The sequence below is a fragment of the Amnibacterium soli genome (assembly GCF_039544415.1).
GTDB lineage: Bacteria > Actinomycetota > Actinomycetes > Actinomycetales > Microbacteriaceae > Amnibacterium > Amnibacterium soli.
In genome coordinates, this window is sequence record NZ_BAABLP010000002.1 from 431,486 (window position 1) to 451,454 (window position 19,969).

Genomic DNA, 19,969 nt, shown 5'->3' on the forward strand with positions numbered 1-19,969 from the left:
CGCCTCCGTCGAGGCGACGGCGTCTACGATCCCTCGCACGGCGAAGGGACGGTCATGGCGACTCCTGCAGGGGCGATCTGGAGGCTCGCGGTCAAGAACTGGCCCGAGATCGTGAAGAACGGTCCCAAGATCGTCGCCGCGGTGGGCGTGCTGTCGCAGTACCTGAAGGACCACCCCGACATCCCGACCTGGCTCCGAGCGCGGCTCACCGCGGTGCCGGACCGCGTCATCGCGGAGCAGCGGAAGCACGGCGAGGCGGCGAAGATCCGCGGCAACCTCGGGATCGTGCGCGACGTGGCGCGCGATGCCGAGAAGGCGGCCGGCAGCCCGGTGCAGGCCTCCACCTACGTCGCCCGTGCGGACGGGATCGAGCGCGGCGTGCGGCTCGCGGAGGCGCTCACGCGCAGCGAGCAGAAGGCGGCGCTGGCGCAGCTGCGGACGCGGACCGACGCGCTGCTCGCCGAGCTCATCGACGCGGTCGCGCAGGTCGATCCGGCGGTGCAGGCGCAGGTCGAAGCGGCGGGCGCCGACGGCGGCGAGGAACAGCCTCCGACCTGATCCGGCTGCGGGGGCTCTGGCGCGCCGCGCCTCCCGCCTCCTACGGTCGGCTCGTTGGCAACGGAGCCGACCCACCCACTGTCCGTCGGCTCCCGTCCCTCGATGAGGAGGATCCGATGAACCCCACCCGACCGCCGAAGCCCTTCTGGCGACGTCGACGCGTGCGCGCCGCGACCGCCGGCGTCGCGCTGCTCGCTGCCGGCGCCCTGACCGCCTCCGTGGTCCTGCCCGCCACGGCCGCGCCCGAGAAGCCGGGCAGGAGCAGCGCGACGCCCGTGCTCGCGAACCTGTTCGAGTGGAACTGGCCGTCCGTCGCGAAGGAGTGCACCACGCAGCTCGGGCCCGCGGGCTACGCCGGCGTGCAGGTCGCGCCGCCGCAGGACTCCACGAAGCGCACCGCGCTCGGCAACGGCAGCGACGACGTGCTGCACCCGTGGTGGGAGGTGTACCAGCCCGCGGACTACCGGCTCACCAGTCGGATGGGCACCGCAGCTCAGTTCAGGGCGATGGTGAAGACCTGCCGTGCGGCCGGGGTCAAGGTGTACGTCGACGCCGTCCTCAACCACATGACCGGGCAGGGCACCACCTCCTACGGCGGCGAGGCCTTCACGAAGTACTCCTACCCGGGCGTCTACTCGCCGAGCGACTTCCACTCCTACCCGGCGAACTGCCCGGTGCCGCCCGCCTCCGGCTCGAGCGACCGGATGGGCAGCATCCGCGACTTCAACGACTACAGGCAGGTGTTCGACTGCGAGCTGGTCGGGCTCTCGGACCTCGACACGTCGAAGGCGAAGGTGCGCAGCACGCTGGCGGCGTACTTGAACACGCTGCTCTCCTACGGTGTCTCGGGCTTCCGGGTCGACGCGGCGAAGCACGTCGGGCAGAGTGACCTGGCCGCGATCCAGTCGCGCCTCCGCCGCACCGTCGACGGCACGCGGCCGTACTTCGCGCTCGAGGTCGGCGCGGGCAGCCCGGGCCGCATCTCCCCCGCCGCGTTCACCGGCCAGGGACAGGTGCTCGGCTTCGACTACACGACCGCGATCCAGAACGCGTTCACGTCCTACGACGACGACGGCACCCCGAGGAACGACGGCAACATCGGCGACCTCGAGGTGTTCGGCGAGGCGGGCGGCCTGCTGCCGAGCGCGAACGAGCTCGTGTTCATCCAGAACCACGACACGGAGCGGAACGGCTCGAGCCTCAACTACAAGGACCCGAACAACCTGATCGCGACCCAGTTCATGCTCGCCTACCCGTACGGGACGCCGCAGGTGTACGCGGGCTTCACGTTCGGGAAGGACACGAACCAGTCCCCGCCGTCGACCGCGGACGGGCGGATCACGGACACGGACTGCGGCAGCGCGGCGTGGAGCTGCACCGACCGGCAGCTCGGCGTGAAGGGCATGGTCCGCTTCCACAACCGCGTCGGCCAGGCGCCCGTGCGCAACTGGTACGACGACGGCGCGAACCTGATCGCGTTCAGTCGCGGGAACGTCGGGTTCTTCTCGACGAACAACGCGGCGAAGGCGAAGACGGTCACCGTGCGCACGGGCCTGCCGTCGGGCCGGTACTGCGACGTGATCCACGGTGTCAAGCGGGGCGGCGCGTGCTCCGGACCGACGGTCCGCGTCCGGGCGAACGGCACGGCGACGATCACGGTCGGCGCCTACGACTCGGTGGCGTTCACCAGGAGCGACCGGCTCTGACCCTCGTGGCGTGATCCCGGACCGGTGCGGCTGCGGTCGCACCGGTCCGGGCTCGTCGCGTGAAGCGCCGGTACTGTGCGCCGATGGTCGACGAGCCGCAGGAGGACGACCACTTCTTCGTCGTGAACGGGCGCCGTTGGCGGAGGACGGATCCCGGGCTGCCCGAGGACGTCGCGGCGGCGCTGCGGTCCCACCTCGGCTCCGCGCGCGCGACGGTCGGCGCCGCCTCCCGACGGGGCGACGAGGAGGCGGTGGCCGCAGCCCGCGTCCGGGTCGGCATCGCGAAGCACGGCCTGGGCGAGCGCGGGCCGAAGTGGTGGGACGAGCCGCTGGAGGCGCGCATCGAGCGTGCCCGGGAGGCGCTCGGCGAGCTGGACGCCTGAGCCGCGCTTCCGGTCCGCCGCACGCGCTTCTGGGCGCAGCTGGCGGACCGGAGGTGCGCGGGGCGGACCGGAAGCGGGCGAGCTACTCGACCGGCAGCGCCTCGTGGGCCGCGCGCTCGGCGGCTGCGTTCGCGCGGCGAGTCGGGGCGCCGAGCCACCAGAACAGGACGCCGACGCCGATGAAGACGAGCACCGGCACGAGCTCCGTCGCGAGGTAGAGGCCCGCCTCCCCCGCCTTCCAGCCGTCTGGGCGGTAGTCGTCGCCGAACCAGGCGAAGGGCGCGCCCGGCGCGATGAGCTGCACGACCGTGAAGGCCAGCAGCGCCATCAGCACGACCGTGAGCACCCGGTGGTACGGCATGCGGAAGGGGCGGGGCACGTCGGGCCGGGTCCGCCGCAGCTTCCAGAGCGCCGGGTAGATCAGCAGGTAGCTGACGAGCGTGGTGGAGATCGTGACGCCGAGCACCGCGCCGAAGAACTTCGCGGCGCTGCCCTGCGTGATGACCTGCGCGAGCACCAGCACGAGCGTGGAGATGATGCCGCTGAAGACGTTGACGCGCACGGGCGTGCCGAGCGTCGAGTGCAGCACGCCGAGGAAGCGAGGCGCCGCGCCGTCGTAGCCCGACACCGCGAGCGCGCGGTCGGAGCCCATGATCCAGGTGACGCCGGAGGTGAGCACGCAGAGCACGAAGAGGATCGCGCCCAGGTCGCCCACGACCTGACCGAGGCCGGTCAGCGTGACGGTGCCGTCGGCGCCGACCGAGCCGCCGAAGACCGTGAACACGCTCTTCATCGCATCGACGAGGCCGCCGAAGTTCGTGACGTTGTCGGCAGGGATCACGAGCAGGATCCCGAGGATCGGGATGGCGTACAGGAGGAAGGAGGCGACCGCCGAGCGGGCGATCGCGAACGGCACGTCGCGCTTCGGGTCGCGCATCTCCTCCCCCGCGGCCGACGGCAGCTCGAAGCCGACGTAGTTGAACAGCAGCACGCCGACGAGCGCCACGAAGCCGCCCATCGTCGGCAGGAAGGACGAGGCGCCGAGCCCGTGCACCCCGTGCTGGCTCGCGTAGACGACGACGCAGACCGTGAAGAGGCCGAGCAGCACGAAGCGGGCGAACGCGCCGACCGTGGTGATCCACTTGCCTATGCGGAACGACAGCACGGCCGCGAGCACCGCGACCCAGATGAAGACGACCGAGATCGCGAGCACGGCCGGGGTGCCGAAGTCGGCGCCGTCGTTGAAGAACGTCTGCAGGGCGACGACCGCGCTGATCGCGAGCGTGCCGCCGAGCCAGACCGGGTTGGTGACCCAGTAGAGGAAGTTGTTGATCGCGCCCGCGAGGTGACCGAAGGCCATCCGCGTCCACAGGTACGGACCGCCCTCCTGCGGGAAGGCGCTGCCGAGCTCCGCGAACAGCAGCGCCTGCGGCACGAAGAACACGACGGCCAGCACGACCATCCAGGTGAAGGCCTCGCCGCCCGCGCCGGCGACGGACGCGATGGTGTCGACGCCGACGATCGTGCAGATGAGGAAGAACAGGATGTCGAAGCGGCCGAAGTGGCGCTGCAGCTTCGCGGACTCCTCGGCGGCGGGCGCGCTGCCCGGCTCGATCGTTGCGGTCACCGGTCTCGTCTCCCTCCGGCGCGACGCGCCTGGCGGGATGCTCCACCCTCGGCGTTTCCGCGGTGTTACCGGAACATGGTCAGCGCCGCCTCCCACGCCGCCCGGTTCGCCTCGGAAACGGTCCTCGGGTCGTCTGCGGGCGGCGTGCCGGTCCCGAGGGCGTCGAGCCACCGCCGGTCGCGGCGCAGACGGTGCCCGGCGTCGCGGCCCGGGTTCCCGTGACCGGGCACGACGAGTGCGGCCCGGGCGGCGAACGGCTCGAGCGCGTCGAGGCCTGCGCGGTAGCCGGCGGCCGCGGGGTCCTCGTCCGCGAGCAGCGGCACCTCGACGTCGCTGAGCAGGTCGCCGGCGAGCAGCACGCGGCCCCGCGGGATCCAGAGCGAGGTGTGGCCCGGGGCGTGCGCGTCGGTGACGACCGGGTGCACCGCCGTGCCGCGCCAGGGCACCGGCCCGGTCAGCGGGCGGAGGGGCGGCGCGGTGAGGAAGGCGGAGGCGGGGTAGCCGGTGCCGAGCTCGGCGAGCATCGGCCGGCGGGCCGCGGCGGCGGTCTGGGCGGACCCCCATCGCGGCGCGGCGCCGAAGCGCGGGTGCCAGAGCAGGTGGTCGAAGTGGCTGTGGGTCGACACGACCGCGGCGACCGTCAGGCGGAGGACGTCGAGGTCCGCCGCGAGCCCGTCGAGCTCGTCCGGCGTCCACGCGGGGTCGACGAGCAGCGCCGTGCGGGCGGGCCCGAGCAGGACGACGGTGTTCGTGCGGTCCCGGCGGCTGGTCGCCACGAGCACGCCGGACGCGACCGGACGGAGGCGCCGCACCCCGCCGTCCGCGCCCATGCGCTCGATGCTGCCGGTCGCGCCGCGGCTCAACGGCGCAGGTTCGCGAACGGCAGCACGCCGTAGCGGTCGACGAAGTCGCCGAGCATCCGCGACTCCACGGCGGCGGCGTCCTCGTCCGTCGGGTTCCAGGCGACCAGCAGCTCGTCGCAGTCCTCGAGCTGCCAGACGTAGCGACCGCCCCAGTGGGCGACGGGCTCCCCAGCGCCGTGCCGCCGGTACTCCTCCAGGCGCTTCTGCAGGCCGCGGCGACCGGCGGAGCCGGTGGTGGCCTTGCCGATGTAGAGCACCTCGGGCCCGTCGACCCACCGCTTCTCGAGCACCTCCACCGCGACGGCGGGGTCCTTCTGCTTGAACCGGCCCGCCGGGCTGGTGCTCGCGAAGCGCGGCGGCTCACCGCTCGTGCGCAGCACCGCGTAGACGCCGGGCGCGAGCGGCACGTCGGCCCCGGCCAGCTCGGCGAAGGGCACGAAGCCCTGGAAGCCGCCCTCCTCCAGCGCTCGGCGGGACCAGGGGCGGGCGTGCTCGGTCAAGTGGGGCTCCTCGGGTGGGTGCGCAGGGAGCCCGGACTGCCGGACTCCGGCAGCGCTGACGTCGAAGCGGCCGGGACACCGGGCCGCACCTCCACTGTCGAGGTCGGACGCGTCCGCCGCGCGGCGACACGCGGAGCGGCGGGCGGATGCGGCCTCAGTCGGGCAGGCGCTGCTCCGCGACGCTGTTGCCGCCGTCGACGACGATCGTCTGGCCGGTGACGTAGGCGGCACCGGGCGTGCAGAGCCAGGCGACGGCGGCGGCGACCTCGCCGGCGGTGCCGCTGCGGCCCGCAGGAACGAGGCGCCCCTCCCGCGCCTCCGACTCGAGCTGCGACCCGGTGGCGATCCAGCCCGGGGCGACGGCGTTCGCGGTGATGCCGGCGGGCGCCTCGTCGACGGCGAGCGCGCGGACGAGACCGGCCATGCCCGCCTTGGCCGCCGCGTAGGCGACGTCGGCCCGCGACGCCATGACCGGGCCGGTGACGCTGCTGACGTTCACGATGCGGCCCCAGCCTGCCCGGCGCATCCCGGGCACGACGGCCCTCGTCATCAGGAAGGCGCTCGTCAGGTTCTGCCGCAGCCCCGCCTCCCACTGCGCGACGTCGACCGTGACGTCGCCCCCGGGCATGTCCTCGCCCGTGGCGACCATGCCCGCGTTGTTGACCAGGATCGCCGGCGCATCGCGCCACGACGCGGCGAGCGCCGCGACCTCCGCCTCCGAGTCCAGGCGCGTCACGACGCCCTCGGCGTCGACGCCCGCGGTCCGCAGCTCCGCGACGCGGTCGTGGATCCGGTCCGTCGTCGCGGTCACGAGCACGCGCGCGCCGAGCTCCCCGAGCGCGGTCGCCGCCGCGAACCCGATGCCGGTCGGGCTGCCCGCGCCGGTGACGAGGGCCGTGCGCCCGGTGAGGTCGAGGGAGGCGGGCAGCGGAGGCATGCGTGGACGCTAGCCGCCGAGCACCACGTGCGCCGGCGGCTCCGAACGCAGCAGGCGCTCGGCCTGCGCGCGGATGAGCGCGACCAGCCGCGGCCGCATCGCCGTCGAGGCCCCGCCGACGTGCGGCACGACGAGCACGTGCGGCGACGCCAGCAGCGGATGGCCGGCGGGCAGCGGCTCGGGCTCCGTCACGTCGAGGGCGGCCCGGATGCGGCCGTCCGCGGTCGCCTCGACGAGCGCATCGGTGTCGACGAGGCCGCCGCGGCCGACGTTGACCAGCAGCGCGCCGTCCCGCATCGCGGCGAGGAACGCGCGGTCGACCAGGTGCGTCGTCGTGCCGTCGAGCGGCAGCGCGAGCACCACGACCTCCGCGTCGGGCAGCAGGCCGGGCAGCTCGGCCATGCCGTGCACGGGCCCGTCGGCGTCGGTCCGCGCGGTGCGGCCCACGCGGATCACCTCCGTCTCGAATGGCGCGAGCCGGCGGGCGATCGCGGTGCCGACGCCGCCGACGCCGAGCAGCAGCACGCGGCGGTCGGCGAGGCTCGTGCCGAGGGCCGGCACCTGCGGCCCGCCCGCCGCGGCTTGGCGCACGTAGTCGTCGATGCGGCGGAGGGAGGCGAGCAGCAGCCCGACCGCGAGCTCCGCGGTCGACGGCTCGTGCACGCCGACCGCGTTCGCGAAGGGGACGCCGGGCGGCAGCACGGCCGCGACCCCGTCGTAGCCGAGCAGCTGGCTCTGCACGAGTCGCGGCGCGACCGCGGCGACGGCCGGGAGGCGCTGCCGCCAGTCGCCGAGGTACGGCGGCACGACGAGGTCGATCGTCCCGACCGGCGGCGGGGTCAGCAGGTCCCACACCGCGCCGCGCACCCCGTCGGACAGCGGCTCGAGCGCCGCGAGCAGGCCCGCGTCGGGCACCGACAGCGTGAGGCCGCTCATTCGGGACGCAGCCGCAGGTGCTGCAGGCCGCCGTCGACGGTGAGCGCGACGCCCGTGGTCGAGCCCGCGCGCGGACCGGCGAGGTGGCGATCGCGTCGGCGATCTCCTCCGGCGACACGAGGCGCCCCGACGGCTGACGGGCCTCGAGGGCGATCCGCTCCTGGGCGGGATCCGCCGCCGAGTCGAGCAGGCGCTGCACCCACGGGGTGTCCGCGGTGCCCGGGTTCACCGCGTTCACGCGGATCCCCTCCCGCAGGTGGTCGGCCGCCATCGCGCGGGTCAGCGCGAGCACGGCGCCCTTGCTCGCGCTGTAGACCGCGCGCTCGGGCAGGCCGACGGTCGCGGCGACGGAGCAGGTGTTGACGACGGCGGCGTGTGCTGAGCGACGCAGGTGCGGCAGGGCGGCGCGGGTGACGCGGGCGGTGCCGACGACGTTCACGTCGAGCACCCGCGCCCAGTCCGCGTCGGTCGCGGTCTCGACCGTGCCCTGCGCGCCGATGCCCGCGTTGTTCACGAGCACGTCGATGCCGCCGAAGCGCTCGGCCACCGCGTCGACGGCCGCACGGACGGACGAGTCGTCGGCGATGTCGACCGCGAAGGAGGCGTGGGTCGGCGAGTCCGCGAGGTCGAGGACCGCCACGGTCGCGCCCTCGCGCGCCAGCCGGTCGGCGACCGCCGCGCCGATGCCGGAGGCGCCTCCGGTCACCACCGCGACGAGGCCGGCGAAGTCGCCCTGCTGGGGATCGGTCATTCGGGTGCTCCTCGGTGGTCGACGGCGGCGGTCAGGGGTTCAGGAGGCGCTGGGCGGGGCGCCCGCGACCTCGAAGTCGGCGGTGACGGCGGCGGCGACGGCGATCGCGTCGGGCCGCAGGACGAGCGCGGGCATGCCGTCGAGACGGGCGGCCTTCGACTGCGCGACCCAGCCCGTGTCGGCGCGCGACGAGCCCCGACGGAGGCCGTCCTCCCAGACCGCGGCGAGCACCGGGTCGCCGAGGCCGGCGGCGTGCGCGTAGTCCGCGGCGCGCTCGGTCGCGTCGCGCACGGCCCCCTCCCGCGCCGCGCGCTCCCCCGCCGCCCGTACCGCGGCGGTCACCGTCCAGTCGACGCCGAAGACGACGACGCCCGGCTCCTCGCCGATGCGCTGCACCCACGCCGACAGCGCGTCGAGGTCCCGGAAGCGCACCTCGAGCCGCGCCGCGGCGATCTGCACGAGCCGCCGGGCCTCGGTCGGGCCGTCGTGACGGTGCTCCGCCCGCACCTGCACCTGGTCGCTGGACCACCGGGCCGCAGCGCCCTCGTCGAGGAAGGCCTGCGCCTCGTGCGACAGGCGCTCGTGCAGGGCGGCGACCTGCGCCACGGCGGTCGCGCGGTCCTCGTGCTCCCGCTCGACCGCGAGGAGCACGGTGCCGCGCTCGGCGGGGAGGTGCACGGCGGCGCGGCCGTGGACGGCGATCAGGACCATGCCCGGATCCTGCCGGACGAGGCGGCGTACGCGCTCACGGCGTCGCCGCCGCCGGATCGAGCAGGCCCTCCGCGACGAGGTCGGCCCACAGCGCCTCCGGGACCCCGGCCTCGTACCGGTCGAGGTTCTGCTCGACCTGCTCGGCGCTGCGCATGCCGAGCGCGACCGCGGCCACGGCGGGGTGCCGCAGGGGCAGTGCGATCGCCGCGGCGGGCAGCGGGGTGCCGTGCGCCTCGCAGACCTCCGCGATGCGGGTCGCCCGGCGCACCAGCTCGGACGGCGCCGCCGCGTAGTCGTAGGTGGCGTCCGCCCGCGGCCGCTCCTCCGCGAGCAGGCCGGAGTTGAAGACGCCGACCGCGGCGACCGCGACGCCCGCCCGTCGCGCCGGTTCGAGCACGGTCGCGAGGCCGGGCTGCTCGAGCAGGGTGTACCGGCCGGCGAGCATCACGACGTCCGGCAGGCCGTCCTCGATCAGGGCGGCGAGCCCCTCGACGCTGTTGGTGCCGACGCCGATCGCGCGCACGACGCCCTGGCGCTTGAGGTCGGCGAGCGCCTCGAGCCCTTCCCGCGGCGCGGTCGGCGAGAGCTGCTCGGCGTCGTGCACGAAGGCGATGTCGACGGCGTCGAGTCCGAGCCGCTCGAGACTCGCCTCGAGGGAGGCGCGGACGCCGTCCGCCGTCACGTCCCACCGCCGCACGAGGTCGTCGGGCACGGCGAAGCCGTGGGCGTCGCGGCCGGTCGGGTGCGCGTTCGGCACGAGCAGTCGGCCGACCTTCGTCGACACGACCACCTCCTCCCGCGGCAGCTCGCGCAGCGCGGCGCCGAGCCGCCGCTCCGAGAGGCCGACGCCGTAGTGCGGCGCGGTGTCGAACCAGCGCACCCCGCGCTCGTAGGCGCGGTGCACGGCGTCGTGCGCCTGCGCGTCCGTCATCGCCTCGTACAGGTTCCCGACGGGCGCGGCCCCGAACGCGATCCGCGAGACCTCGACGCCGGTGGTGCCGATCGGGCGTCGGGGCAGGACCATGACGACAGTGTGCTCGCCGCCGCCCGGGGAACCCCGAGGCGCCGAACTCGGATCAAGGCGCCGCCGTCTCGTCGCGGCGCCGCACGGCGTCGCGCCGCGACGGCCACCAGAACCGGTCCCCCGCGATGAGCACCAGGGCGGGCACCAGCAGCGTGCGGACGACGAGCGTGTCGAGCAGCACGCCGATGCAGACGAGGGTGCCGATCTGCGCGAGCGCGACGACGGGCAGCACGCCGAGGACGACGAAGACCGCCGCGAGCAGCACGCCCGCGCTCGTGATCACGCCGCCCGTCGCACCGAGCGCGACGACGATCCCCTCCCGCGTGCCGTGCCGCTCGCGCTCCTCCCGGGCCCTCGCGGTGAGGAAGATGTTGTAGTCGACGCCGAGTGCGACGAGGAACAGGAACGCGAAGAGCGGCACCTGCACGTCGAAGCCCGCGAAGCCGAACACGCGCTGGAACAGCAGGTTCCCCAGCCCGAGGCTGGCGAGGAACGTGGCGAGCACGCTCGCGAGCAGCAGCACCGGCGCGACCAGCGACCGCAGCAGCAGCGCGAGGATCACGAACACGACCGCGAGGATCGCCGGCACGACGACGAGCTGGTCGCGCAGCTGGGCCTGCTGCTGGTCGTACGCGGTCGCGTCGCTGCCGCCGACGAGCGTGCGGGCGACCGACCCGCCCTCGTCCCGGAACGCGTCGCGCAGCGCGCGGACGGAAGCGAAGGCCGCGTCGCTCGAGGGCGCGCCGTCGAGCTGCAGGTCGAGCTCCGTCCGGCCGCCGGCGGTGCCGCCCGGCGTGACGCGGGCGACGCCCTCGGCGGCCTCCGCGATCGCGGTCACCCGGTCGACATCCGCGGCGGGCGCGAGCACCACGGTCTGCGCCGACGTGCCGGCGGAGAACGAGCGGTCGAGCAGCGCCTGCGCCTGCACGCTCTCGGGGTTCCCGAGCAGCTGCTCGGTCTGCGACAGCCCGAAGCGGAAGCCCGTCAGTCCGGATCCGAGCGCCACGATGCCCACGACGGCGGCGAGCGCCACGAGTCGCGGGCGTCGCGCCACCCGGCGGCCGATGCCGGTCCAGACGCCGCGCTCGGCAGCCCGGTCCCCCTCGACGTGCCGCGGCACGAAGGGCCAGAACAGGCGCCGGCCGAACACGACGAGGGCGGCCGGCAGCCACAGCACCGCGGCGAGGATCGCGATCACGACGCCGATCGCGCACGCGAGGCCGAGCGCGCGGTTGCCGGACAGCTCCCCGAGCAGCAGCGTCAGCAGGCTCAGCGTCACCGTGCCGCCGCTCGCGGCGATCGTCGGGCCCGCGGCCCGCACGGCGGCCCGCATCGCGCCGTGGTGGTCGGGCCGGCGGCGCAGCTCCTCCCGGTACCGCGAGATCAGCAGCAGCGCGTAGTTCGTGCCCGCGCCGAACACCAGCACCGACTGGATGCCGGAGACGGAGGCGTCGACGGTCACGCCGAGCGCCGCGGCGACCGCGCCGACCACCACCCGGGCGAGCCCGTCCGCGGCGCCGACGACGACGAGCGGGACGATCCAGAGCAGCGGGCTGCGATAGGTGACGATCAGCAGCACGGCGACGACCGCGGCGGTGACGAGCAGCAGCCGCAGGTCCGCGCCCGCGAACGCGTTGACGACGTCGGCCTGGAACCCGACGGGGCCCGTGATGCGCGCGGTCAGCCCGTCGGGCAGATCGGCGCGCGCGACCGTGCGGAGGGAGGAGGCGACCGCCTCCGGATCGGCCTCGACGCGCTGCGCGTCGAGCGGCACCGCGACGACCGCCACGGTTCCGTCCTCGCTCACCAGCGGGCGCACCGCCTGCGGGACGACGGACCGTCCGGCGAGCGCCGCCGCGCGGGCGGCGACCGCGGTGCGGTCGGCGGACGTCAAGCCGGACCCGCGGTCGAACACCACGATCGCCACCGTGCGGTCGGCGCCCGGGAACCGCTCGAGCAGGGCTGCGACGCGCTGCGACTCCGCGGAGGCGGGCAAGCCGGTGGTCGGCGTCGTGCCGGAGGCGGGCTGGGGCAGCAGCGCGAACAGGGCGCCGACGACGACGAAGCCGCCGAGGAGCACGAGCCAGGCGCTCCGCCGGCCCGAGAGGAAGGCTGCGATCCGGTCCATGATGTCCCCATCTGTTTCGGTGACCGAATCATATGGCAGCCGAACGAGTGAGAATGGGGAGATGCACGAAGCGTTCCGCGCTCCCGAGCCGGAGACCCGCGCCCTCCGCCGCCTGCAGTCCGCGATGTCGGACGCGGAGGCCGCGCTCGGACGGCGGATGCGGATGCACCCGACCGACCTGGCGGCGATGGGCTACCTGTCGCTGTCGGACGAGCCCGTCGGTCCCGGCGAGCTCGCGCACCGCCTCGCGCTCTCCCCCGCCGCGGCGACCGAGCTGGTCGACCGGCTGACGAGCGCGGGACACGTCGAGCGGCGCCGCGACCTCGCGGACCGCCGGCGCATCCGCCTCGAGCCCAGCGACGAGGCCGTGTCGACCGTGCGCGGGCAGCTCGACTCGCTGCTCTCGGCGCTCGACGCCGCGGTGCAGGAGTCGGACGAGGAGGAGCGGGCGGTGATCCGCGCGTTCCTCGAACGCGCGACCGCCGCCTACGAGTGGTGGGCGGACCCCGCAAAGGACTGAGGCGGGCCGACCGACCTCAGTAGCGGGAGCCGAGCAGCAGGCGCTTGCCGGCGCGCAGCTCGGCGGGCGTGCAGTACCCGCCGTAGCCGAGGTAGCCGCCCGGGTTGAGCGACTGCGCGCCGCAGTCGGCCGCGTGCTCGATCGGCGTGATCGACGGGTCGGCGCGGAAGTACGGCGCCTTCGCGCCGGCGGGCAGCTTCCAGTTCGAGAAGATGCGCTTCGCCGCGGCCTGCATGGTGCGGTGCCCGGCGACCGTGCCGCCGTAGTTCAGCCACTGGCGCTCGTGCGAGCACTCGTGCAGCGCGAGCGCCCGGACGTCCTTCGCCGAGTAGCTCCTCACCTCCGCGACGACGCGGATCAGGAGGGTGCCCGTCGCGTAGTCGCCGGCCGCGACGTGCAGGCCGGCCACGTGCACCGCCGTGTTCGGGCAGTAGGCCTTCGCGTACCGGTAGACGGTCTTCGCGAGCCCGGTGTAGCGGGCCTGGTTCTCGTAGCCGATGCGGGCGACGCGGGAGCGGGAGGTGTTCCGCACGCGGGTGCCGGACGACGAGTAGGCCTTCGAGACGAGGCGGTAGGCGACCGTGCGCTTCGCGGCCTTCGTGGAGTACGCCGGCGTGCGGACGCTGAAGCCGTTCTTCGTCGAGCTGACCTTCGCGCCCGTCGTCGTCCACGCGCCCGAGCCGACCTTGCGCTGCAGCGAGACGTGCGCCTTCGCGCGCGTGCCCCACCAGCGCACGTCGTAGTCGCCGAGCAGCACGAGCGAGCCGCCGTTGCCGACGGTGGAGGTCGTGGAGTCCCCCTTGCCGGCGAGCACGAGGTCGCCGAGGCGGTACTCGGTCACCGAGGTCGACGCCGCGCGGGCGGCGGGCGCCGCGTCCGCGACGGTCGCGCCGCCGAGCGCGGCCGCCAGCAGGACCGCCGCAGCACCGATGATCCCGAGCCGCCGACGTCGCACGGGTGGAGTCCATCGGACGCGGGGCCCTCCGGGCCACCGCGCGCCGCGTGTCGCCCGGATCCGGTCGCCGGTCAGCGGGGGCGGGTCGCCTCGCGCTCCTGCCGCAGCATCCACACGGCGTGGCGCACGGTCGACTCGACGATCCAGACGGCGGCGCTCAGGTCCTGCTCGCGCAGCTCGGGGAGGCGGGCGATGTCGTGCGCGAGCGGCTCGGCGAGCTCGAGCCGCAGCCGGCGGTCCTCGTAGTCGAGCCCCTGCCACTGCGACTGCTCGAGGAACAGCGGCAGCAGCAGGAGCAGCGCCTCCGCCTCCGCGACGCGGGCCGCGGCGCCCTCGTGCTCGAACTGGCGCTCGAGGGCGAGCAGCGCGAGCTCGGGGCCCTCGAGCACGAGCTCGGCGTGCTCCTCGAAGAACATGCGGAGGTCCTCCTCCGCCCGCTGGAGCCGCTCGAGCCGCCGCCCGACCGCCTGCGCGGCGCGCTCACCGAAGAACGTGCCGATCACCTCGTCGGCCCGCGCCGCCCGTCCCGAAGCCATGCGTCGAGTCTCGCTCACGGGTCCGACGACGGCCAGGCCGGGTGCGGATGTGGCGACGACTCCCGGCGGAGCGGGGTCGCGACGGACCCGCAGTCGTGCGGACCCGGCACCCCGAGCCGCGGCTCAGGCCTGCGGACGCGGAGCGCCCAGCGCGGGCAGCACGATCGTGTCGATCAGGCCGATCGCGAAGTCGCGACTCATCGGCTGGCGCTGCACGAGGGTGCGGTAGGCGGTCATCGACGGTCCGATGTGGGCGATCTGGTCGAGCTCCGCGTCGGACCGCGGCGGGATCTCGCCGCGCTCGATCGCGCGTTCGAACAGCAGGCGGTTCAGTCGGGCCCGGGGCTCGGAGATCGCCTCGTTCACCGCGTCGGCGAGCTGCGGATCACGGGACAGCATGGAGACCACGGCTCCCATGACGCGCATCTTCCGCTCGGCGTCCTCGAGGGTCGGCGGGCGCACCAGCGCGACGAGGTCGCCCCGGAGGGTGCCGGTGTCGGGCAGGTCCTCCATGCGCGACTGCGCCTGCTTCATGCACGCGACGGCGTCGATCACGAGCTCGGCCTTCGACGGCCAGCGCCGGTAGAGCGTCGCCTTGCCGGCCTTCACGCGCGCGGCGACCATGTCGATCGTCAGGCCGTCGTAGCCGCACTCCGCGAGCACGTCGATCGTGGCGTCGAGGATCTCGGGATCGCGCGTGTGATCGCGCTTGCGGCCGAGCTTCGCCGGGGCGCCCGGCTCATCGGAGGAGGCGGGCGGCACGGCTGTGACCACGTCCTGCTGCGCAGCGTCGAGCGGCGTCATCGCGGCTCCCCCTCCTGATCGGGCTCCATCTTACGACACGCCCACGTTCTGGAACGCGTCATATCCGGAACTGTTCCGTTCCGTATATGCTCCCCGCCATGACCTCCTCCCCCTCGGCCGCCCCGCCCGCGGCCTCGCCGCTCGCCGCGGCCCCGTCCTCCCGGCGCTGGTGGACGCTCGCCGTCGTCGCCCTCGCCCAGCTGATGGTCGTGCTCGACGCGACCGTCGTGAACATCGCCCTGCCGGCCGCCCAGGCCGATCTCGGCTTCTCGAACGCCGACCGCCAGTGGGTCGTCACCGCCTACTCGCTCGCGTTCGGCAGCCTGCTGCTGCTCGGCGGTCGGCTCGGCGACCTCGTCGGCCGCAAGCGCATGTTCCTGATCGGCCTCGTCGGCTTCGCGATCGCCTCCGCGCTCGGCGGCGCCGCCTCCACCTTCGGCCTGCTCGTCGCGGCCCGCGCCCTGCAGGGCGTCTTCGGCGCGATGCTCGCGCCGACCGCGCTCGCGGTGCTCACCACGACCTTCACGATCCCGAAGGAGCGGGCCCGCGCGTTCGGCGTCTTCGGCGCCCTCGCCGGCGCCGGCGGCGCGGTCGGCCTGCTGCTCGGCGGGGTGCTGACCGAGAGCTTCGACTGGCGGTGGAACCTGTACATCAACGACGTGATCGCGGTCGTCGCCGTGATCGGCGCGATCCTGCTCGTGCCGAACCTGCAGCGCACCGGTCCCCGGCCGAAGCTCGACGTGCCCGGCACGCTGCTGGTCTCCGGCGCCCTGTTCGGCCTGGTCTACGGCTTCTCGAACGCGGAGTCGGACGGCTGGGGCTCCCCTGCCACGTGGGGCTTCCTCGCGGGCGCGGTCGCGCTCGGCGTCGCCTTCGTCCTCTGGCAGCGCCGTGCCGCGCACCCCCTCCTGCCGCTCGCGATCCTGCGCGACCGGAACCGGGCCGCCGCCTACGCCTCCGTGCTGATCGCCGGCATCGGCATGTTTGGCGTCTTCCTGTTCGTCACGTACTACATCGAGACGACGCTGCACTACACGCCGATCCGGACCGGGATCTCGTTCCTGCCCATGATCGGCATGCTCGTGCTCGCTGCGCAGGTCGGCACGAACGTGCTCGTGCCCCGCTTCGGCCCGAAGGTGATGGTGCCGATCGGCATGCTGCTCGCCGCCACCGCCCTCGTGCTGTTCACGCGGCTCGACGCGAGCAGCGCCTACGCGCCCGACCTGCTCGTGCCGCTGATGCTGATGGGCACCGCGATGGGCACGATCATGCCCGCGTCGATGCAGACCGCCACGCTCGGGGTCGACCGGCAGTACGCCGGCGTCGCCGGGGCGCTCGTGAACACGAGCCAGCAGGTGGGCGGCTCGATCGGCACCGCGCTGCTGAACACCCTCGCCGCCACCGCGGCGACGGACTACCTGGCCGACCACGGCCCGATCACCGCGGCGGTCGGGGCCGCGGCCGCCGTGCACAGCTACACGACCGCCTACTGGTGGTGCGCCGCCTTCTTCGCCTTCGGAGCGGTGCTCGCCGCGGTCGTCTTCCGGCGCCGCAGCCAGGGGCTCGCGCTCCACACCGCGCACGTCCAGGCGCCCGCCGCGGCGCCGGAGCCCGTCGCCGTCTGACGCACGCCCGCCGCTCCGCGGCTCCTCCGCCCGCTGCGGCAGGCGGAGGAGCCGCGGAGGGGCGGATCAGCGGCCGAGGGCGAGCGCGAAGCCCTCCTCGATCGTCGGCGCGGCCGGGACCCAGCCGAGCCGCTGCCGGGCCTTGGCGTTCGACATCGGGATGCTGCTGCGCAGCACCTGCCGCGCGTACGGCGTCGCCCGGAACACGGCGTCCGGCACGCGGAGGGGGCGGGGCGCGCCGAGCACCCGGGCCGCGGTGTCGTAGAAGTCGTTCCACGCGACGGGGCGGTCGTCGCAGACGTTGTATGCCTGGTCCGCGGCGCCCCGCTCGAGGGCCGCGACGGTCGCGCCCGCCGCGTCGGGCACCCAGACGTAGGAGTGGACGCCGCCGCCCCGCCGCGGCACCGGCAGGGCCCGGCGGCGCAGCCGCGCTGCCGTCGCCCGCAGCGACCGCGCGTCGTAGAAGAAGCCGTAGCGCAGGTTCACGCCCTCGATGCCGGGCATCGCCCGCGTCAGGCGCTCGGCGGCCTTCAGCGCCTCGACCACGGGGCGCACCTCCGGCCGAGCGGCGCTCGGCACGCCGAACGGCGCCCCCTCCGCGATCGGCTCGGCACCGCGCTCGACGAACCCGTACCCGCCGAGGAACGACTGCGTCACCATGCGGTGCGCGCCGACCGCCGCCGCGAGGCCGAGCAGGTTCGAGGTGCCCTCGATCCGGAGGCGGTTCGTCGCGTCGAGGTCCCGGCGCCGCAGCGGCAGCCCGTCGATCGCGGTCAGCTCGTGGATCACCGCGTCCGCCCGCACGCCCTCCGACGCGGCGAGCAGCGCCGCCCGGTCGAGCGCGTCGGCGACGATCGCCCCCGCCCACAGCGGGCTCACCGCGTCGGCGCGGCGGGTGATCCCGACCACGTCGTGGCCCGCGGCCACGAGCTGCTCGACCAGCGGCCTCCCGATGGTCCCGGTCGCGCCGGCGACGACCACCCTCATCGCGCGCCTCCCTCGGTGTCCACGGTCCGATCCTGGCCCTGCCGCGTCGGCTCCGGCAGCCCGCCTCCTCCGCGCCCTCCGCTGCGGGGTATCGCGCAGTCCTTCCGGATCCGCGACGGAAGACCGGATCCGCGAGGCGTGCCAGGGTGAGCGGCATGGCGGCGTTCAGCGACTACCAGCTCGGCATCTACCTCCAGGGCGTCGCCGGCGTCGCGCCCGACCTGCCGATGTCGTACGCGGAGCTGGAGCGCGCCGGTTCCGCGGCGATGGATCCGGCGGTACTCGGGTACGTCGCCGGCGGCGCGGGCGACGAGTCGACGCAGACCGCGAACGTCACCGCCTTCGAGGGCTTCGGCCTGATGCCGCGGATGCTCGCCGGCGCCGCCGAGCGCGACCTGTCGATCGACCTCGTCGGCATGCGGCTGCCGAGCCCCCTGCTGCTCGCACCCGTCGGCGTGCTCGGCGTCGTCGCGGAGGACGGCGACCTGCAGACCGCCCGCGCCTCGGCCGTGACGGGCGTGCCGATGATCGCCTCCACGCTGTCGGAGGCGCCGCTCGAGGCGGTGCGGGAGGCGCAGGGCGGCACCCCGGGCCTGTTCCAGCTCTACCCGCCCGCCGACCGGGCGCTCGCGGAGAGCCTGGTGCACCGCGCGGAGGCGGCCGGGTACGGCGCGATCGTGATCACGCTCGACACCTGGATCAACGGGTGGCGGCCGCGGGACCTCGAGCGCGCCTACCTGCCGATGCTGCAGGGGAAGTGCCTCGCGAACTACCTGACCGACCCGCGGTTCCGGACCCTGCTCGCGGAGTCCGGCGGCACCGGCGGCGAGGCCGTCGTGCGGCTCTGGGCGTCGCTGTTCGGGAACCCGACGATGACGTGGGACGACCTGGCGTGGTTCCGCTCGATGACCTCCCTCCCGATCCTGCTGAAGGGCATCTGCGACCCCGACGACGCGAAGCGCGCGCTCGACGGCGGGATGGACGGCATCGTCTGCTCGAACCACGGCGGACGGCAGGCGAACGGCGGCATCCCGGCGATCGAGTGCCTCGAGCCGGTCGTCGCGGCCGCCGAGGGCGCGCCGGTGGTGTTCGACTCGGGCGTGCGCTCGGGCGTCGACGTCGTGAAGGCGCTCGGGCTCGGGGCGACGGCGGTCGCCGTCGGGCGACCGTACGTGCACGGGCTCGCGGCCGCCGGGCAGCGCGGCGTCGAGCACGTCGTCCGCTCCCTGCTGGCGGAGGCGGACCTCACCATGGCCGTCGACGGCTACCGCGACATCGCCGCCCTGCGCGGCGAGATCCGGCGCCGCTGAGACCCAGCCGCCGCCTGGCACGCTCGACCGCGTGCTGACCGAGACCGAGGCGGACGCGCTCCGCGACCGCTGCGACCGCTTCCTCGCCGGGCACGGCCCGGTCCGTGCCGCCGATGCGCTCGCGGACATCCCCGCGGACACGGCCGTCGACCGCTACGGCGCGGGCGGCGTGGTCGCCGAGCTCGAGGCCGAGGTCGCCGCGCTGCTCGGGAAGCCCGCCGCCGTGTTCCTGCCGAGCGGGATCATGGCGCAGCAGGCCGCGCTCCGCGTGCACGCCGACCGCGCCGGGCGGGGCACGGTGCTGTACCACCCGACCTGCCACCTCGCCGTGCACGAGGACGGCGCGCTCGAGCGGGTGCAGCACCTGCTCGGCCGCGCGGTCGGCGCCGCGGACCGCCTCCTGACGCTCGAGGACCTCGAGGCCGTCGCGGAGCCGCCGGCCGCCCTGCTGCTCGAGCTGCCTCAGCGGGAGATCGGCGGGCAGCTGCCCGCCTGGGACGACCTCGTCGCCCAGACCGAGTGGGCTCGAGGGCGGGGCGCCGCCGTGCACTGCGACGGCGCGCGGCTGTGGGAGGCGTCGGCCGGGTACGACCGCCCACCGGCCGAGCTCGCCGCGCTGTTCGACACGGTCTACGTCTCGTTCTACAAGGGCATCGGCGCCCTCGCCGGCTGCTGCCTCGCCGGCGACGAGGAGACGGTCGCGCAGGTGCGGGAGTGGCGCCGGCGGCTCGGCGGCACCCTGTACGGGCTGTGGCCCGCCGCCGCGTCCGCGCTGACGAACCTGCGCAAGCGGCTGCCGCTGATGCCGCGCTACCTCGAGCACGCCCGCGCGATCGCGGCGGCGTTCGCCGACGTGCCGGGCGTCACGGTCGTGCCCGACCCGCCGCAGACGCCGATGCTCCACCTGCTGCTCGACGTGCCGGAGGCGGTCCTCGACGCGAACGTGCGCCGCGTCGCCGAGCGCGACGGCGTCTGGACCCTCCGCGGCGCCTCGCCCACCGGCGACCCGCGGGTGCTGCGCACCGAGCTGTCGATCGGCGACGCGACCCTGCGCCTCCCGCCCGAGGAGGTCGCCGCGCTGCTCGGGGAGCTCGTCACCTGCTGACCC

Annotated in this window: 19 protein-coding genes and 1 pseudogene; 7 read left to right on the top strand and 13 right to left on the bottom strand. The window is 74.9% G+C overall.

Features of this window, described 5'->3' with window-relative positions; all coding sequences use genetic code 11:
- Positions 1-54 precede the first annotated feature (54 nt).
- From ABEA53_RS06055 to ABEA53_RS06065, 3 genes are all read left to right on the top strand, one after another.
- Positions 55-558, top strand: a complete 504-nt coding sequence (locus tag ABEA53_RS06055) for a hypothetical protein (RefSeq protein ID WP_345480133.1) — start codon at positions 55-57, stop codon at positions 556-558.
- 116 nt (positions 559-674) lie between these two features.
- Positions 675-2,264: an alpha-amylase family glycosyl hydrolase gene (locus ABEA53_RS06060; protein ID WP_345480134.1), complete on the top strand. Its 1,590-nt coding sequence runs from the start codon at positions 675-677 to the stop codon at positions 2,262-2,264.
- A gap of 83 nt (positions 2,265-2,347) precedes the next feature.
- Positions 2,348-2,647: a biopolymer transporter Tol gene (locus tag ABEA53_RS06065; protein ID WP_345480135.1), complete on the top strand. Its 300-nt coding sequence runs from the start codon at positions 2,348-2,350 to the stop codon at positions 2,645-2,647.
- Between the two features lie 82 nt (positions 2,648-2,729).
- Here ABEA53_RS06065 and ABEA53_RS06070 read toward each other — a convergent pair whose 3' ends face one another.
- The 9 genes and pseudogenes from ABEA53_RS06070 to ABEA53_RS06110 form a co-directional block, all read right to left on the bottom strand.
- The gene (locus ABEA53_RS06070; protein WP_345480136.1) at positions 2,730-4,274 is read right to left on the bottom strand and encodes an APC family permease; all 1,545 of its coding nucleotides are present in this window, start codon (positions 4,272-4,274) and stop codon (positions 2,730-2,732) included.
- Between the two features lie 65 nt (positions 4,275-4,339).
- Positions 4,340-5,137 (bottom strand): MBL fold metallo-hydrolase, encoded by a 798-nt coding sequence (locus ABEA53_RS06075; RefSeq protein WP_345480137.1) that lies wholly within the window; start codon positions 5,135-5,137, stop codon positions 4,340-4,342.
- On the bottom strand, positions 5,134-5,637 hold the full coding sequence (locus tag ABEA53_RS06080) for a hypothetical protein (RefSeq protein ID WP_345480138.1): 504 nt from the start codon (positions 5,635-5,637) through the stop codon (positions 5,134-5,136). Before ABEA53_RS06080 ends, ABEA53_RS06075 begins: the two co-directional genes overlap by 4 nt.
- Before the next feature lie 154 nt (positions 5,638-5,791).
- The gene (locus ABEA53_RS06085) at positions 5,792-6,574 is read right to left on the bottom strand and encodes an SDR family NAD(P)-dependent oxidoreductase (protein WP_345480139.1); all 783 of its coding nucleotides are present in this window, start codon (positions 6,572-6,574) and stop codon (positions 5,792-5,794) included.
- A 9-nt stretch (positions 6,575-6,583) separates the two neighbouring features.
- The gene (locus tag ABEA53_RS06090; RefSeq protein WP_345480140.1) at positions 6,584-7,510 is read right to left on the bottom strand and encodes an NAD(P)-dependent oxidoreductase; all 927 of its coding nucleotides are present in this window, start codon (positions 7,508-7,510) and stop codon (positions 6,584-6,586) included.
- A pseudogene (locus tag ABEA53_RS06095) lies at positions 7,507-8,261 on the bottom strand (SDR family NAD(P)-dependent oxidoreductase). The gene ABEA53_RS06090 and the pseudogene ABEA53_RS06095 overlap by 4 nt, the downstream one beginning before the upstream one ends.
- A gap of 39 nt (positions 8,262-8,300) precedes the next feature.
- The gene (locus tag ABEA53_RS06100; RefSeq protein ID WP_345480141.1) at positions 8,301-8,972 is read right to left on the bottom strand and encodes an SIMPL domain-containing protein; all 672 of its coding nucleotides are present in this window, start codon (positions 8,970-8,972) and stop codon (positions 8,301-8,303) included.
- A 34-nt stretch (positions 8,973-9,006) separates the two neighbouring features.
- Positions 9,007-9,996 carry an aldo/keto reductase gene (locus ABEA53_RS06105; protein WP_345480142.1) on the bottom strand — a complete coding sequence of 330 codons (990 nt, stop codon included), beginning with the start codon at positions 9,994-9,996 and terminating at the stop codon, positions 9,007-9,009.
- A 52-nt stretch (positions 9,997-10,048) separates the two neighbouring features.
- Positions 10,049-12,124, bottom strand: a complete 2,076-nt coding sequence (locus ABEA53_RS06110) for an MMPL family transporter (protein WP_345480144.1) — start codon at positions 12,122-12,124, stop codon at positions 10,049-10,051.
- Between the two features lie 61 nt (positions 12,125-12,185).
- Here ABEA53_RS06110 and ABEA53_RS06115 point away from each other — a divergent pair, with 61 nt between their 5' ends.
- Positions 12,186-12,644 carry a MarR family transcriptional regulator gene (locus tag ABEA53_RS06115; protein ID WP_345480145.1) on the top strand — a complete coding sequence of 153 codons (459 nt, stop codon included), beginning with the start codon at positions 12,186-12,188 and terminating at the stop codon, positions 12,642-12,644.
- Between the two features lie 16 nt (positions 12,645-12,660).
- Here the strand turns inward: ABEA53_RS06115 and ABEA53_RS06120 are convergent, their stop codons facing one another.
- The 3 genes from ABEA53_RS06120 to ABEA53_RS06130 all read right to left on the bottom strand — a co-directional run bounded on the left by ABEA53_RS06120 (position 12,661) and on the right by ABEA53_RS06130 (position 14,939).
- Positions 12,661-13,599, bottom strand: coding sequence for a hypothetical protein (locus tag ABEA53_RS06120; protein ID WP_345480146.1), 939 nt, complete (start codon positions 13,597-13,599; stop codon positions 12,661-12,663).
- A gap of 71 nt (positions 13,600-13,670) precedes the next feature.
- A complete protein-coding gene (locus ABEA53_RS06125; RefSeq protein WP_345480147.1) occupies positions 13,671-14,135 on the bottom strand; it encodes a hypothetical protein in 465 nt (154 codons plus the stop codon).
- A 123-nt stretch (positions 14,136-14,258) separates the two neighbouring features.
- Positions 14,259-14,939, bottom strand: coding sequence for a TetR/AcrR family transcriptional regulator (locus ABEA53_RS06130; protein WP_345480148.1), 681 nt, complete (start codon positions 14,937-14,939; stop codon positions 14,259-14,261).
- A 98-nt stretch (positions 14,940-15,037) separates the two neighbouring features.
- Between ABEA53_RS06130 and ABEA53_RS06135 the strand changes: the two genes are divergently transcribed.
- The gene (locus ABEA53_RS06135) at positions 15,038-16,564 is read left to right on the top strand and encodes an MFS transporter (RefSeq protein WP_345480149.1); all 1,527 of its coding nucleotides are present in this window, start codon (positions 15,038-15,040) and stop codon (positions 16,562-16,564) included.
- Between the two features lie 66 nt (positions 16,565-16,630).
- Here ABEA53_RS06135 and ABEA53_RS06140 read toward each other — a convergent pair whose 3' ends face one another.
- On the bottom strand, positions 16,631-17,551 hold the full coding sequence (locus tag ABEA53_RS06140; protein ID WP_345480150.1) for an NAD-dependent epimerase/dehydratase family protein: 921 nt from the start codon (positions 17,549-17,551) through the stop codon (positions 16,631-16,633).
- Between the two features lie 155 nt (positions 17,552-17,706).
- On the opposite strand from ABEA53_RS06140, the gene ABEA53_RS06145 reads away from it, so the two are divergent.
- Together ABEA53_RS06145 and ABEA53_RS06150 are read left to right on the top strand one after the other, a co-directional pair.
- Positions 17,707-18,861 carry an alpha-hydroxy-acid oxidizing protein gene (locus tag ABEA53_RS06145; protein ID WP_345480151.1) on the top strand — a complete coding sequence of 385 codons (1,155 nt, stop codon included), beginning with the start codon at positions 17,707-17,709 and terminating at the stop codon, positions 18,859-18,861.
- A gap of 31 nt (positions 18,862-18,892) precedes the next feature.
- Complete coding sequence (locus ABEA53_RS06150) at positions 18,893-19,966, top strand: threonine aldolase family protein (RefSeq protein WP_345480152.1); 1,074 nt, start codon at positions 18,893-18,895, stop codon at positions 19,964-19,966.
- Positions 19,967-19,969 lie beyond the last annotated feature (3 nt).

What these genes read in the sequence shown, in the direction of transcription:
- ABEA53_RS06055 (WP_345480133.1), top strand. Translation starts at nt 55, where the DNA reads ATGGCGACTCCTGCAGGGGCGATCTGGAGGCTCGCGGTCAAGAACTGG.
- ABEA53_RS06060 (WP_345480134.1), top strand. Translation starts at nt 675, where the DNA reads ATGAACCCCACCCGACCGCCGAAGCCCTTCTGGCGACGTCGACGCGTG.
- ABEA53_RS06065 (WP_345480135.1), top strand. Translation starts at nt 2,348, where the DNA reads ATGGTCGACGAGCCGCAGGAGGACGACCACTTCTTCGTCGTGAACGGG.
- ABEA53_RS06085 (WP_345480139.1), bottom strand. Translation starts at nt 6,574, where the DNA reads ATGCCTCCGCTGCCCGCCTCCCTCGACCTCACCGGGCGCACGGCCCTC.
- ABEA53_RS06090 (WP_345480140.1), bottom strand. Translation starts at nt 7,510, where the DNA reads ATGAGCGGCCTCACGCTGTCGGTGCCCGACGCGGGCCTGCTCGCGGCG.
- ABEA53_RS06100 (WP_345480141.1), bottom strand. Translation starts at nt 8,972, where the DNA reads ATGGTCCTGATCGCCGTCCACGGCCGCGCCGCCGTGCACCTCCCCGCC.
- ABEA53_RS06105 (WP_345480142.1), bottom strand. Translation starts at nt 9,996, where the DNA reads ATGGTCCTGCCCCGACGCCCGATCGGCACCACCGGCGTCGAGGTCTCG.
- ABEA53_RS06110 (WP_345480144.1), bottom strand. Translation starts at nt 12,124, where the DNA reads ATGGACCGGATCGCAGCCTTCCTCTCGGGCCGGCGGAGCGCCTGGCTC.
- ABEA53_RS06115 (WP_345480145.1), top strand. Translation starts at nt 12,186, where the DNA reads ATGCACGAAGCGTTCCGCGCTCCCGAGCCGGAGACCCGCGCCCTCCGC.
- ABEA53_RS06125 (WP_345480147.1), bottom strand. Translation starts at nt 14,135, where the DNA reads ATGGCTTCGGGACGGGCGGCGCGGGCCGACGAGGTGATCGGCACGTTC.
- ABEA53_RS06130 (WP_345480148.1), bottom strand. Translation starts at nt 14,939, where the DNA reads ATGACGCCGCTCGACGCTGCGCAGCAGGACGTGGTCACAGCCGTGCCG.
- ABEA53_RS06135 (WP_345480149.1), top strand. Translation starts at nt 15,038, where the DNA reads ATGACCTCCTCCCCCTCGGCCGCCCCGCCCGCGGCCTCGCCGCTCGCC.
- ABEA53_RS06140 (WP_345480150.1), bottom strand. Translation starts at nt 17,551, where the DNA reads ATGAGGGTGGTCGTCGCCGGCGCGACCGGGACCATCGGGAGGCCGCTG.
- ABEA53_RS06145 (WP_345480151.1), top strand. Translation starts at nt 17,707, where the DNA reads ATGGCGGCGTTCAGCGACTACCAGCTCGGCATCTACCTCCAGGGCGTC.